Raw genomic sequence first — 13,469 nt, forward strand, 5'->3', positions numbered from 1 at the left:
AGGAGGGAATGTGGCACAGAAAAAATCGGCCGGCCCTGAGGCCGCCGAACCCCGTGCTCAGCGGCGCACGCGGGCCAATGGCGAGCAGTCGCGCGAGCGGATCCTGGACGCGGCGACCGAGGTCGCCACGGAACGCGGCTACGACGGCACCACGATCTCACTGGTCAGCAAGAAGAGCGGCCTGCCTCCGACTTCCATCTACTGGCATTTCGCCGACAAGGACGACCTGATCGCGGCGGTCATCGAGCGCAGCTTCCAGCGCTGGCTGGCCGAGCTCGAGCTGACAGAAGTGACGCCGGACCGCGAGTGGATGACGGCGTTCGGCGGCCGGGTCGCCAAGGCCCTGCTCGATGCGCCGGACTTCCTCCGCCTCGGGCTGATGCTGAGCCTGGAGCGTCGGCCCGTCGAACCGCGGGCCAGGGAGATGTTCCTCGAGGTGCGCGATCGCGCGTTCCACCGGTTCGCGGAGATGGTGCGGCAGCTTGCCCCGGAGCTCGGCGACGAAGGTGTGCACCTGCTAACCACCTACGCGATTGCCGGCGCCGACGGGTTGTTCATCGCCAAGGAAGTCGGCGGGGACTCCGTCGATCTGGTCAGGCTGTTGGACCTGCACGTCCGCATCGTCTTCGACATGGCGGCCAAGCTGCTCGAACCGGGGGAGCCGGCATGACCGTTCAATCCGCTCAGCTGACCGACGCCGCACAACTGCTCTACGACGCGCAGAGCACCCGCGTCCCGATCGAGCCGCTGACGCAGATGTATCCGAATATGACGGTGGCCCAGGCGTATTCGGTGCAGCGCGCCAACATGGTCCGCTATCTCGCCGAGGGTCGCACGCTGCGCGGCCACAAGATCGGCATCACCTCCGCGCCCATGCAGCAGCTGCTGGGGGTCGACGAGCCCGATTTCGGCTACGTCCTCGACAGCATGGTGCTCCCCGACGCGGCGACCGTGCCGGTCACCGCGTTCTGCGCGCCGCGCGTCGAGCCTGAGGTCGCCTTCCTGATGCGCGCGCCGCTGCGCGGGCCGGGCGTGACGATCGGCGACGTGCTGGCCGCCACCGAGGCCGTCGCCCCGGCGTTGGAGATCGTTGACAGCCGGATCGCCGATTGGCGGATCACGTTGGCGGACACCGTGGCCGACAACGCGAGCTCCGGTGCGGTGGTGCTGGGCGAGTGGGTGCCGATCGGCCGGGCGCCGGCGCTCCCCGAGACCACCGCGACACTCGTCGTCAACGGCGTGACCGTCGCCACGGGCGCGGGCACCGCCGTGCTGGGTCATCCCGCCGCCGCCGTCGCCTGGCTGGCCAACGCCGTCGCGAAATACGGCACTGCCATCGAGGCCGGCGCGTTCCTCATGTCCGGCTCGTATACCACGGCGCCGTTCGTCGGCGCGGGAGATCGGGCGTCGGCGGCGGTCAGCGGGCTCGGCGCCGTCAGCGTGACTTTCGAGTAGGGAGCAGTTCAGTGAGTAACGAACGATATCCGGTCGCCATCATCGGGTCGGGCAACATCGGCACCGACCTGATGATCAAGGTCCTCCGCAGCGACGGGCCGCTGGAGATGGCGGCAATGATCGGCATCGACCCGGGGTCCGACGGGCTGGCCCGGGCGAAACGCCTTGGCGTCCCCGTGTCTTCGGAGGGGATCGAGGGCCTGCTCGCGATGCCCCACTTCGACGAGATCCGGCTGGTGTTCGACGCCACCAGCGCCGGCGCCCATGTCCGGCACTGGAACTTTCTGCGCGACAAGGACGTTCGCGTCCTCGACCTGACGCCGGCGGCCGTCGGACCATTCTGCGTGCCGGTGGTGAACCTGGAGGACCACATCGACGCGCCGAACCTGAACATGGTGACGTGCGGGGGGCAGGCCACCGTGCCGATCGTCGCCGCCGTCAACAACGCGGCCCCGGTGTCGTACGCCGAAATCGTCTCGTCCATCTCGTCGAAGTCGGCCGGCCCGGGCACGCGCGCGAACATCGACGAGTTCATCGAGACGACCGCCACCGCGCTCAAAGTGGTTGGCGGAGCGCAGCGCAGCAAGGCGGTGATCGTCCTCAACCCGGCCGACCCCCCGATCCTCATGCGCAACACCGTCTACTGCCTGGTCGAGGGCGACTGCGACCACGAGGCCATCGGCGCCTCGATCGCCGAGATGGTGGAGCGGGTCACCCGGTATGTGCCGGGCTACAAGCTCACCAAGCCCGTCCAGTTCGAGACGTTCGACGCCGACCGTCCGCTGCACATCCCGGAGACCGGGAAGTTCATGGGCACCCGGGTCACCGTGATGCTGCAGGTGACGGGCGCCGCGCACTACCTCCCCGCCTATGCGGGCAACCTCGACATCATGACGTCGGCCGCCCTGGCCACCGCGGAACGAATCGCCGCGCACTCGATGACGACTGTGGGGGTGAGGAAATGAGCAAGCCGCTGTACATCAGTGATGTCACGCTGCGTGACGGCATGCACGCCGTGCGACACTCTTACACCCTGGAGCAGGTCACCGAGATCGCCCGGGCGCTCGACCAGGCGGGGGTGGACTCTATCGAGGTCGCCCATGGAGACGGGCTGGCCGGGTCCAGCTGCGTCTACGGATTCGGCGCCCACACCGACCTGGAGTGGATCGAGGCCGTGGCCGGGACCGTAGAGCGGGCCAAGGTGGCGACCCTCGTGCTGCCGGGCATCGGGACCGTCCGCGACCTGACCGCCGCGCACCGGGCGGGCGCGAGTGTCATACGCGTCGCGACGCACTGCACCGAGGCCGACATCTCCGCGCACCACATCGTCGCGGCGCGCGAACTCGGCATGGACACCGTCGGTTTCCTCATGATGAGCCACATGACCACCCCGCAGAAGCTCGCCGAGCAGGCCGTCCTGATGGAGGGATACGGGGCCGGGTGCGTCTATGTCGTCGACTCCGGGGGCGCGATGACCATGCGCGACGTCGCCGAACGGGTCGACGCGGTGCGGCAAAGCCTCGACAGTGCAACCGAAGTCGGCATCCATGCCCACCACAACATGTCGCTGGGTGTGGCGAATTCGATGGTCGCCGTGGAGCATGGCGCTCACCGCGTCGACGCATCACTGACGGGTATGGGCGCCGGCGCCGGTAACGCGCCGCTGGAGGTCTTCGTCGCGGCGGCCACCCGGATGGGCTGGCAACACGGCTGTGACCTCAACGCGCTCGAGGACGCCGCCGACGACCTTGTGCGGCCCCTGCAGCAGCGTCCGGTGCGCGTGGACCGGGAGACGTTGACGCTGGGATACGCGGGCGTGTACTCAAGTTTCCTGCGTCATGCCGAGGCAACTGCCGAACGGTACGGCGTCGATGCGCGCACGCTTCTGGTCGAAGCCGGGCGCAGGGGCTTGGTCGGCGGCCAGGAGGACGTGCTTATCGATATCGCCCTCGACCTGACCGGGGAACGGGTTTCCGGGTAACCCCGGAGGTTTTGAGGTGGCAACGAAGGCATCGAGAGGCGCACCCGCAGGTGTCTCCGAGGTTGCCCTCCTGTGTCGCCGACGCTGCCCGGCTGGGCTCTCGGCCGACCGCAGTGATATCGGGATCACGGAACTCACCCAGTGACGCAAGTTATTCTATTGACCCGACCACGACGGGCTGGCGGTCAGCACGTGGGGACCGCCCTCGGTGATGTGAACGGTGTCCCGTCTGAATAGCGCCCCGACACCCTTTTCCCAGACATACGCGGTGATGGCCAACACCATCCCCGCCTCCAGCTGGTCGAATTCGCCCGCTGCCAGCAGGGTTTGGGACACCACCGGCGGATCGAATCCCAGCCCCAATCCGTGCGCGATCGGCATCGGCGGAATCGGCTCGCCGGCGGCCTGATAGGCGGCCACCAAGTCCGAGGTGGGCGCGCCGGGCCGGCAGGCCGCAAGCATGTTGTCGTACAACGTGTTCGACCGCTCGAACAGGTCGCGCGTAGCCCGGTCGGCGTGGTCGCCGGCCGGCCACGTCCGGCCCACTTCCGCGACATAGCCGTTCGCCAGGGCCCCCGCGGCGAACGCGACCAGATCACCCGGCCGCGCCTCGCCCGATCCGGCGCGACGCCACGGGCGCTCCTTCGACGTCACCCACGCCGCGTCCTGGGTGGCGGGCGTGCTCACACCGCCCGCGGCCATGGCCTCCATCATGGCCCCCGCCAGCGCTCGTTCCGACACGCCCGGCGCGAATTCGGCCAGCGCGGCGGCAAGTCCGCGCTCGGCGACCCGGAGCGCGGTCGCCATGGCCACGATCTCGTCGGCCGTCTTGACGCGCCGCGCCGCCCGCATCGCGGGCTCCGCGTCGACGAGCTCGGCGTTCGGGAACGCCTCCGGCAGCAGGGCGGCGAAAGTCGGCGTGATCGCATCGGTTCCGACCCGACGCGCGGTGTGGGCGCCATCGATCTTCGTCAGCACGTCGATGAGCGTCATCGGGTTCCAGGCCAGCCCGTACAGGTGATCGTGCCCGATCTCCTCCGGCACCCCCTCGTCGTCGGTGCTGTTGAGATAGATCTCGCCTGACCCGCGCACCACGACGCACATCGGCCCGAACGGTCGCGTCCCGGCGATCCACAACTGCGGTGCGCCGGTCACGTAACGAATGTTGGCTTGACGCCCAAGCACCAGCATGTCCAGCCCGTGCGCGTCCATCTGCGCCAACGCGCGGTCCCGGCGGCCCATCCGCAGCGCCGTGGGGTCGGGCAGAACTTCAGTCGCCATAGGGGGAGTAGGGGTAGTCGGTGATCGGCAGGTAGCCGTCTTCGGTGATCACCACGATCTCCTCACTGCGATAACCGCCCGTCCCGTCTTCCCACACCACGGGTTCCAGCACCAGAACCGTTCCGACCGGCAAGACGAAGTTGTCGTCGAACTCTTCGCCGAGATCCGTTCCGATCATGGGAGCTTCGGCGGGATAGGTCCCGATACCGTGGCCCAGATAGAAATGCGGCAACCAGGGTTTGCGGCCGCCGTTGGCGGCAATCGCCGCACGCGCCAGATCGCCGGAGGTGACACCGGCTTTGGTCACCGCGAGCACCGCGTCCATGATCGAACGCCATTGTCGGAACTGGTCCTGCTGTCGCTGGGTGGGCGGGCGACCGACCACCCAGGTCCGGCCGAAATCGGAGCAGTACCCGGCATAGGTGATGCTGATGTCGGTCCATAGCACGTCGCCGGCGGCCAGTTCACGATCGGTGGGAAGCAGCGGCAGCGCCAGATCGCCATGTGTCGTCCACACTCCGGCTTCTCGCGAACTCGGCATCACCTGCCAGATGGCCTCCAGCATGTTCGTGGTGGCACCCAGCTCGAAGGCGCGACGCACCAGCGTGGCCGACAGGTCGATCTGGCGGACCCCCGGCGCCAACGCCCGCTGCACGTCCACGATCGCCTGTTCGGTGATGCGGGTGGCCCGGCGAAGGCAGGACAACTCATCTCGAGTCTTCACCAATTGCGCCGCACCGACCACGATCGCCGCATCCGTCGGTTCGCCCCCGGGGAACAGCGTACGGCCGGCCCGTCGCATCGCTCCGGTCAGTTCGTCGACGGCGACGTTCGCGCCCGACGGGGCCAGCCCAGCCAGCACACGCGCGAATTGCTCGACCCCATGGTCGAATTCGAGGTAGACGGGCCCGTGCAGATGGTCGTCGGGCACCGGCGATTCCGCTGAAGCCCCGCCGCGGTACGGCATGAACAGGTGGGGATGTTCGTCGTCGGCGAGGACGACCGCAACGGGGCGCTCGACGTGGGAGAGGCCCGCGTCCACGAGCGGCCAGCTGGCGCCGGTCGCGTATCCGACGTAGCCGTTCATCAACAAGATCAGCGCATCGACACCATGATCGGCCATCGCGGACCGTAGCCGCGCGCCGGTCTCCGCACGCATGCGCGCCCAATCCGGTTCGTCCGGTATCTCGACGGCGGAGGCGTTTCCGGGGAAGGCCATCACCATGTCACTGGAAGCTCGTAGAGGCCGTAGGCCAGCGCGTCGTGTTTGAACGCCAGCTCCTCGACCGGCGCCGCGAGCCGCAGCGTCGGGACCCGGCGCAGCAAGGTGGGCAGGACGATCTGCAGTTCCATGCGCGCCAGCTGTTGCCCGACGCACTGGTGGCGACCGTAGCCGAAGCCGACGTGCGGGCCGTCCTCCCGACGCAGGTCGAGCCGCTCGGGGTCGGGGAACTGCCGGGCGTCCCAGTTCGCCGGGGCGACGTCGAGGATGATGCCCTCGCCGGCGCGAATCGTCTCGCCGCCCACCTCGATGTCCTCGACGGCGATGCGGCGCTGGCCCGTCTGAATGATGCTCAGGTAGCGCATCAATTCCTCGACCGCGACGGCGATCACCTTCGGATCATCGCTGTCGCGCATCAGCGCCAGCTGATCGGGGTGGTCGAGCAGGGCCGCGACGCTGAGGCTGATCATGTTGGCGGTGGTCTCGTGGCCCGCGATGAGCACGCCGGTGGCCAGCTGCGCGGCCTCGCGCACGCTGAGCTCTTCGGCGTTGACCCGCTCGGCCAGGTCTGAAATCAGATCCTCCGACGGGCTCTGCATTTTGGTCCGCACCAAGTTCGCCAGGTACTTCGCCAACGACGCCGCGCCCTGTGCCGTGTCCTCCTCGGTGGCGTAGCGGCCCATGCCCCGCTGGGCTTGGGTCTGGAAGAAATCCGCGTCCTCGTAGGGCACGCCCAGCAATTGGCTGATGACCAGCGAGGGGACCGGCAGCGCCAGCGTGGTGACGATGTCGCCGGGGTTGGGACCGGCCAGCAGCGCGTCGATGTGGTCGTCGGTGATCTGCTGCACCGCCGGTCGCAGCGCCTCAACCCGCTTGAACGTGAACGGTTTTGACAGCATCCGGCGAAACCGGGTGTGCTCTTCGGCGTCGGAGGTGAACACCGAACGGGGGCGTTTGTGCACCGTCGCCAGCATTCCCGCGTTCCAATGCGGGTAACCGGGCAGCCGGTCGTCGACGCTGGTGCGCGAGTCGGTGAACAACGCGCTTATCGCCTCGTAGCCGTGGATCAGCCAGGGCGTGCTGCTGTCCCAGATCCGCACCCGGCTCAGCTGCTTGTCGGCGTTGAGCTGCAACACCTTTGGCGGGGGCGCGAACGGGCATCCCGGCGCCCGTGGCATCGGGAAAGCCGGGATATCGGTGGCGGTCGAGACGTCGGTCATCGTTCTCCTCGGTGCGGGGCCGGGGTGGTTTCGCCGGGCCGGCCGCCCGCCGCGCCCACGTGGACCGGGGCGCGCCACAGGCCGACGATCGCGTCGATCAGGCCTTCGCCGGCGACCGGCCAGGCCGAACGCGAACGAGGTCCGTGCTCGGCCAGCGCGCTTTCGTGCTCGGCGCAGGTGTGCATGAGCAGGTTGCGCACCATGACCATTCGCTCGGAACGAACCCGCCGTTGCAGGTCGGGTAGGCACCGGTTGATGCCGTCGATGGTCCGCACCAGCAGGGGCGACGCGAGCGCGTCCTTGGTGACGACGTGGCGGTACGTGGGGTCGGCCATGGCCTGGGCGGCGAACCGGGCGTACCAGCTGGGCGTGCCCAGCGCGTGCAGGTGATCGGTGAGCGGCCGCACCAACACACCCACCCAGTCGCGCAGGTCGGTCGAGTCCTCGATGGCGGTCAGCATTTGCGCCCGCAGTTCCTCGATCGGCTCCCGATGCTTGCTCTCGATCGCCCGGAGCAGGTCGGTCCGCGTCCCGAAGTGGTAGCAGGCCGCGGCGTTGTTCCCTTGTCCGGCCGCCTCGCTGATCTGCCGGTTCGACACCGCGTACATGCCGCGCTCGGCGAACAGTTCTTCCGCGGCCGACAGGATCGCCTCCCGGGTGCCCGTCGACCTGTCGGCACGGACGATCCGCTCGGCTGTCATCGCCTCAGTGAACACCGCGCACGGAATTAAATCAAGCAATTTATTTGTCACGGCGCGCCGCCCGCTTATAAACAACGGTCCCGCCGGAATCCCTGGGCTTCAAGGTGATTTCATCGCTCAGCCGCCCGGGCCGCCCCGTCCCGGAATACAGTCTGGTGTATGAATCCGCTCCAGCGGGTGGCTCGCAATCCGGTGGCCTACCGCCGGCTGGTCCTCAACGGTCAGCCGATGGCGGAACGCGCGGAGGCGCTGCTGCGGTTCGCGACGGGCGAGCGGTTCGGCGTGCTGGACCTCGCCGGACTTCCGAACGTCCGGATCACGACGCCGGGCCGTAAGACCGGTCTCGCCCGCACGGCGACGGTGCAATACGTGCCCGTCGAGGGCGGGCTGTTGCTGGTGGGTTCGAACTGGGGCCGGGCTCGCCACCCGTCCTGGTCGGCGAATCTGAAGGCCGCCCAACGCGTTACCGTCCGGCGGCGCGGCCGGCGGTTCGTGGCGACCGTGCGGTTGCTCACCGGCGAGGAGCGCGACCAAGCGTGGTCCACGGTCCTGGCGCACTGGCCGAACTATCAGCTGGCCCAGAATCGCGCGGCCGGTCGGCAATTCCGGCTGTTTCTCCTGACGCCCACGCCGTAGGCGTCGCGACGAACTAACCCGGGTGGGCCTTCTTCAGGTGCGCGATCTCGTCGCCCCACACCGACTGAGCCCCGGCGTCGCCCACGCGGTAGATCTGCACCGTCGACGCGACGGCAATGGCGAGCACCACGATCGCGATGGTCGCCCGGACGGCCACCCGGCTCTTGTCCGAGCGGCGTTCGATCACGCGCATCACCACGAGCACTAGCGCGGCCGCCAGCAGTGCGGCGGCGAAGTAGTTCATCGTGCCGCCCAGGGCGGCGTGCTTTTGCAGGATCGCGCTGGGTTTGGCCCGCAGGTCATACAGCCATTCCCCGGCGTCCACCGTGATCGGCGTGAGCACCATGGTGGCGAGGGCCGATATCACCGCCAGCCACAACAGGGGGCCGCGCCGCGCCGTCGGCCAGAACACGCAGACGATCTCCAGCAGGGCGGTCACGGGTACGAGCACCACGACAAAGTGCAGCAGCAGCGCATGGGCCGGCATGCCGTTGATGACGGTCATCGGGCTCCTCGGATTGTGGGCGGTCAGCTCTCGGTCAGCCGCCGAGCCCCTTCTTGATGGCCGCGTCCTGTTTCTGGCCGACGTCGTTGACGAAATCCGCGGGGGCCAGCGTGTCGGGCGGTCCGTCGAACTGCAGTGTCACGAAGGCCCTGCCCTCGGTGAACATCAGCAGGGTCACACCCTTGTTGTGGTCGGGGGAGTTACCCAGCAGGGTCGTTCCGCCCGTCCCGACGGCGGCGGCTTGCGTGGTCGGGTTCTTGATCACGTCACCCTGACCGCCCTTGGCCGCGTTCAACGCGTTCGTTGCGGCGCCAGGGTCGGCCAACACCTGGATGGTGTCTTTGATGACGTGGCTGCCGTCCTCGTCCTTGAACGTCGTCGCGACGCCGGGCTGGCCGTTCGGGTTGGTGGTCGGCGGGGTGGCTGTGAACGGAATCGGGGCGTTGATGTCGCTGGCCTGGATCAGCAACCCGGTGTAGTCACTCGGCTGGGCGGGGCCCGACGATGCCGGCGCCGAGCTCTGGGCGCTGGTAGCCGAGCTGGACGACCCCGGCTTGGACGTCGAAGGCGTCGAATTCTTGCCGCCGCACCCCGACACCGCCACCGCCAGCGCCGTCGTCGCCGCGACTCCCGCGGCCACCGTCCGTGAAGTCCTCATCGTTCGAGCTCCCTTCCCAGGCCGCCTTCGGCGCCGCAGTCGAGTTCGTTCCCGAATCGCACAGTACATTGCGGCGTGGCGCGGGCGTGGCGCCGAAGGCCCCTGGCGGGCGATGAGTTGTTTACTCCAATTGGTCGCGCAAGCAGCGCAGGGTGCTGGCCAGGATGCGGGAGACCTGCATCTGTGACACCCCGATGCGCTCGGCGATCTGGCTCTGCGTCATCGATTCGAAGAACCGCATGCGCAACACCTCGCGTTCGCGTTCGGGCAGGCCGGCAACCAGGACACGCAGCGCCTCGCGGTTGGTGATGTGCTCGATCTGCGGGTCGAGGCCGCCAACGGCGTCGGCGACCAGTCGGGGCGTGCCCGAACTGTCGGCGCCCACCGGGGCATCCAGGGAATCCAGCCGGTAGGCGTCGCCCGCCACGAGGCATTCGACGATCTCCTCGCGGGGGACTTCCAGCACCTGTGCCAGCTCGCCCGCGGTGGGCGCGCGGCCCAGCTTCTGAGCCAGGTCCCCGGTCGTCCTGCTGATCTGCACGTGCAGTTCGCGTAGCCGCCGGGGGACCCGCATCCCCCAGCTGTAGTCGCGGAAGTACCTACGGACCTCGCCCATCATGGTCGGGACCGCGAAGCCGATGAAGCTGGGTCCCTTGGCGGGATCGAACCGGTTGATAGCGTTCATCAAACCCAGGCGCGCCACCTGGACGAGGTCGTCGATGCCTTCACCCCGGCGGGCGAAGTGGCTTGCCACGTGGTCGGCAAGAGGCAGACAACGGGCCACGATGCGTTCGCGCTGGCGGCCGTACTCATGCGACTCGGCGGGCATTTGGCGCAGTTCGACGAACATTTCGACCACGTCGTCGTAGGAATCGTCGGATTTCTTGTCGCGGCACTCGGCAGGGCGCGGGGTTGTTATCACATCAGTCATAGGCGCACGCGCCCGATGTTGGCGCGGTCGATCCTGAAACCTTTGCTGCACAGAGATTTTTGCATTGCTGACTCACTCCTCTGAGTCGTGTGCAGCGAGGCATGCGGTCATGCGCAGAATCGCCTCACTCCACCTCTATCCGCAGGACTGGGTCGTTTAGACAACGCGCACGGATTACCAACGAGAGAGATGACTCGGGTTCGTTTCGCCGGAGCCATACCATGCTCAGTAGCCGTGCGGCTGACTGGCCGCTTTGAGCTAAACGGCGACACGTCCAGAACGGACTTCGATCTTGACTATACGCCCCATCGCACACGCCCGCGATCGCTTGGCCCGATTGGGGCCGAAACGCGTCGGCAACCGCAGCCGCCGGGCAACGAGGACGATCACAGCAAACCGCCAGAACATAGCCAAGTGAGCGTTGGCCAGCCATTCTGACGCCCTCACCGGTTAGCCGCAAAGGTGCGGGGACCGGCGGCGAGCAACCGGAGGGTGAGGTTCTCATTTGTACGCTCGCTGGGTACTGTTCGCCTAATGTTCGTGACCAAACTCGCGCGACGCGCCGTCGACCGGTGTCGAGAGCCTCTCGCGCACAACGTTTTCCGGCGCCGATGGCGGTGAACGACACAGACCGCCTGCTGGAGGGCCGCGGGGTGGTGGTGGCCGGCGGCAGCCGGGGAATCGGGCGCGCGATCGCCGAACTGCTGAGCGCTCTGGGCGCCGATGTCGTGGTCAATGGGCGCGACGAGGACGCCGTCGAGGAGGCCGTCGCCGCGATCACGGCGTCCGGCGGGTGCGCCACCGCGGTGGTCGGACCCGCGAACGAGGAGCGCGTCGCCGGGGCGCTGGTCGACGAGTGTGTACGCGCTCATGGGCGGCTGGACGCCCTGATCAACTGCGCCGGGGTTGCCGAGCCGCCAGGGTCCTCGATCCTGAACATCTCGCCGGACGAGTTCGACCGCCTGATCAGCGCTCACCTCGGTTCGGCGTTCCACACGTGCCGGGCGGCCGGTCGTGTGATGGCCGCGCAGGGGCACGGCGCGCTCGTCACCACCAGCTCGGTCGCCTTCTTGGGCGATTACGGCGGCACCGGCTATCCCGCGGGCAAGGGAGCGGTGAACGCCCTGACCGTGGCCATCGCCGCGGAACTGAAGCCGCATGGGGTGCGGGCCAACGTGGTGTGTCCCGGTGCCCGGACGCGGCTGTCCACCGGCGCCGAATACGAACGACACATCGAGGACCTGCATCGCCGCGGATTGCTGGACGAAATGACCATGCGGGCCTCCCTCGACAGCGCCCCGCCGGCCTTCGTGGCCCCGCTCTACGCGTATCTGGTGAGCGACCTCGCCCGGGCCGTCACGGGCCAGATCTTCGTTGCCGCAGGAGGATTCGTCGGGAGCTTCGACCGGCCGACGCCGCGGCTGCTGGGCTACCGGGACCACCATCAGGCCGAACCGTGGTCGGTCGACGAATTGCACAGGATGATCGGGGCCAAGCAAGCCGCGGGCTGAACGGCCCGGCAGCAAATCGATCTCGCCGCGGGCCGGCCGGCTCCGCGAGGCGCCGGGTCCCACGATCGCGGACCACCGTCATTTCGCCCGGGGTCCACTGGAAAGTCGCACGTTGGGGGTGTGCGTCGCGGTCGCGCGACATACGCTGTCCTGCGAACCGCAGGAGGGTGTTTTGACAATGCAACCGAACCCGCTCGACCCAGTTGCCAGCGAACGACTGTCGCACGCAGGCAAGGTGTTCACTTCCGACCTGTCCATCAACGAATTCGCGCTGCTGCACGGGGCCGGGTTCGAGCCGATCGAACTGGTGATGGGCGTCTCGGTCTACCACGTCGGTTACCAGTTCACCGGCATTCGGCAGCAATCCGAACTGCCCGTGCTCACCGACGCCACCTACCGGGCGCGCTGGAACGCGATGTCGCGGATGCAGGCGGAGGCCGATTCGCTGGGCGCGGACGGCGTGGTCGGCGTCCGGCTCGAATGGCGCCATCAGGGCGAGGGCGAGCATCTGGAGTTCATCGCGGTCGGGACCGCGGTGCGCTACACGGAGAAGCCCGGCGTTTACCGGCGCCCCAACGGGCAGGCGTTCACCAGCCACCTGTCCGGGCAAGACCTGACCACGCTCCTGCGATCGGGATTCGCCCCGGTGGCGTTCGTCATGGGCAACTGCGTGTTTCACATTGCCGTGCAAGGGTTCCTGCGCACGCTCAGCCAGGTCGGCCGCAACGCCGAGATGCCGCAGTGGACGCAGGGGAGCTACCAGGCTCGCGAGCTGGCCATGTCGCGTATGCAGAGCGAAGCCGAACGCGATGGCGGAACCGGCGTCGTCGGCGTGCATTTCGCCATCTCGAACTACGCGTGGGGCCATCACACCGTCGAGTTCTACGTGGCCGGAACCGCGGTGCGTCGCGGCGGCGAGCCGCAAACCCTCACGCCGTCGTTCGTCCTGCCCATGAGTGATTGATGACAAGCCTTGATCAACAGCGGGTCGGCCACGCCATCGGGACGACGCTGGCCGGTCCCGGGGGAGTCGGGCTGGTGCTCAGGGTCTTCTGCGGGGTTCCGGGGGTGATCCTCGTCCCGGCGCGGCGCGGCTTCTTCCGGTCGCAGCCCGAGCGGGTGCAGATCGGCGACTGGCGTTACGAAGTCACCCCGGACGGCCGCTTGAGCGCCGCCCACCTGGTGAACGGCATCGTCTTGGCCGAGGAGGTGCTCGCCGCCGGCGCGGTCGGACCGCACATCGCCCGCGCGCTCGGACAGCTGGTGAACAGTTACGGCCCGACCATCATGCCCAACATCGATGCGGCGCTCGAGGTCCTGGAGGCGGGGGCCGGGCCACGCTGAGGGCGAATTACCTTGCGACAAACG

At 68.2% G+C, this 13,469-nt stretch carries 15 protein-coding genes; 8 read left to right on the forward strand and 7 right to left on the reverse strand.

Going from position 1 to position 13,469, the window contains the following annotated elements; translation table 11 throughout:
- Positions 1 to 10: 10 nt before the first annotated feature.
- From A5701_RS07175 to dmpG, 4 genes are read left to right on the forward strand one after another with little or no spacing between them, the layout of a single operon-like run.
- Positions 11 to 670, forward strand: coding sequence for a TetR/AcrR family transcriptional regulator (locus A5701_RS07175; RefSeq protein ID WP_067750206.1), 660 nt, complete (start codon positions 11 to 13; stop codon positions 668 to 670).
- Positions 667 to 1,455 carry a 2-keto-4-pentenoate hydratase gene (locus tag A5701_RS07180; RefSeq protein ID WP_067750208.1) on the forward strand — a complete coding sequence of 263 codons (789 nt, stop codon included), beginning with the start codon at positions 667 to 669 and terminating at the stop codon, positions 1,453 to 1,455. Before A5701_RS07175 ends, A5701_RS07180 begins: the two co-directional genes overlap by 4 nt.
- A gap of 11 nt (positions 1,456 to 1,466) precedes the next feature.
- Positions 1,467 to 2,420 (forward strand): acetaldehyde dehydrogenase (acetylating), encoded by a 954-nt coding sequence (locus A5701_RS07185; protein WP_082969689.1) that lies wholly within the window; start codon positions 1,467 to 1,469, stop codon positions 2,418 to 2,420.
- Entirely contained in the window at positions 2,417 to 3,436 is a 1,020-nt protein-coding gene (gene dmpG / locus A5701_RS07190; protein WP_067750210.1) for a 4-hydroxy-2-oxovalerate aldolase, read from the forward strand. The genes A5701_RS07185 and dmpG overlap by 4 nt, the downstream gene beginning before the upstream one ends.
- Positions 3,437 to 3,592: 156 nt before the next feature.
- On the opposite strand, the gene A5701_RS07195 is transcribed toward dmpG, so the two are convergent.
- From A5701_RS07195 to A5701_RS07210, 4 genes are read right to left on the reverse strand one after another with little or no spacing between them, the layout of a single operon-like run.
- Positions 3,593 to 4,717, reverse strand: a complete 1,125-nt coding sequence (locus tag A5701_RS07195; RefSeq protein WP_067750212.1) for a Xaa-Pro peptidase family protein — start codon at positions 4,715 to 4,717, stop codon at positions 3,593 to 3,595.
- Positions 4,707 to 5,936: a Xaa-Pro peptidase family protein gene (locus A5701_RS07200; RefSeq protein ID WP_156669969.1), complete on the reverse strand. Its 1,230-nt coding sequence runs from the start codon at positions 5,934 to 5,936 to the stop codon at positions 4,707 to 4,709. The genes A5701_RS07195 and A5701_RS07200 overlap by 11 nt, the downstream gene beginning before the upstream one ends.
- On the reverse strand, positions 5,936 to 7,159 hold the full coding sequence (locus tag A5701_RS07205) for a cytochrome P450 (RefSeq protein WP_067750216.1): 1,224 nt from the start codon (positions 7,157 to 7,159) through the stop codon (positions 5,936 to 5,938). The genes A5701_RS07200 and A5701_RS07205 overlap by 1 nt, the downstream gene beginning before the upstream one ends.
- The gene (locus A5701_RS07210) at positions 7,156 to 7,875 is read right to left on the reverse strand and encodes a TetR family transcriptional regulator (RefSeq protein ID WP_067750218.1); all 720 of its coding nucleotides are present in this window, start codon (positions 7,873 to 7,875) and stop codon (positions 7,156 to 7,158) included. The genes A5701_RS07205 and A5701_RS07210 overlap by 4 nt, the downstream gene beginning before the upstream one ends.
- Positions 7,876 to 8,019: 144 nt before the next feature.
- On the opposite strand from A5701_RS07210, the gene A5701_RS07215 reads away from it, so the two are divergent.
- Entirely contained in the window at positions 8,020 to 8,496 is a 477-nt protein-coding gene (locus A5701_RS07215; protein ID WP_055402148.1) for a nitroreductase family deazaflavin-dependent oxidoreductase, read from the forward strand.
- Between the two features lie 13 nt (positions 8,497 to 8,509).
- Here the strand turns inward: A5701_RS07215 and A5701_RS07220 are convergent, their stop codons facing one another.
- The 3 genes from A5701_RS07220 to A5701_RS07230 form a co-directional block, all read right to left on the reverse strand.
- A complete protein-coding gene (locus tag A5701_RS07220; protein WP_067750220.1) occupies positions 8,510 to 9,001 on the reverse strand; it encodes a DUF2231 domain-containing protein in 492 nt (163 codons plus the stop codon).
- 34 nt (positions 9,002 to 9,035) lie between these two features.
- Positions 9,036 to 9,659 carry a hypothetical protein gene (locus tag A5701_RS07225; protein ID WP_067750221.1) on the reverse strand — a complete coding sequence of 208 codons (624 nt, stop codon included), beginning with the start codon at positions 9,657 to 9,659 and terminating at the stop codon, positions 9,036 to 9,038.
- Between the two features lie 121 nt (positions 9,660 to 9,780).
- On the reverse strand, positions 9,781 to 10,590 hold the full coding sequence (locus A5701_RS07230; RefSeq protein ID WP_067750223.1) for a SigB/SigF/SigG family RNA polymerase sigma factor: 810 nt from the start codon (positions 10,588 to 10,590) through the stop codon (positions 9,781 to 9,783).
- A gap of 611 nt (positions 10,591 to 11,201) precedes the next feature.
- Between A5701_RS07230 and A5701_RS07235 the strand changes: the two genes are divergently transcribed.
- The 3 genes from A5701_RS07235 to A5701_RS07245 all read left to right on the forward strand — a co-directional run bounded on the left by A5701_RS07235 (position 11,202) and on the right by A5701_RS07245 (position 13,445).
- Entirely contained in the window at positions 11,202 to 12,101 is a 900-nt protein-coding gene (locus A5701_RS07235) for an SDR family NAD(P)-dependent oxidoreductase (protein WP_067750225.1), read from the forward strand.
- Between the two features lie 178 nt (positions 12,102 to 12,279).
- The gene (locus tag A5701_RS07240) at positions 12,280 to 13,065 is read left to right on the forward strand and encodes a heavy metal-binding domain-containing protein (protein ID WP_067750227.1); all 786 of its coding nucleotides are present in this window, start codon (positions 12,280 to 12,282) and stop codon (positions 13,063 to 13,065) included.
- A complete protein-coding gene (locus tag A5701_RS07245) occupies positions 13,065 to 13,445 on the forward strand; it encodes a DUF5073 family protein (RefSeq protein WP_067750228.1) in 381 nt (126 codons plus the stop codon). Before A5701_RS07240 ends, A5701_RS07245 begins: the two co-directional genes overlap by 1 nt.
- Positions 13,446 to 13,469: the final 24 nt, after the last annotated feature.

This window comes from Mycobacterium sp. E3305, assembly GCF_001666785.1.
Classification (GTDB): Bacteria; Actinomycetota; Actinomycetes; order Mycobacteriales; family Mycobacteriaceae; genus Mycobacterium.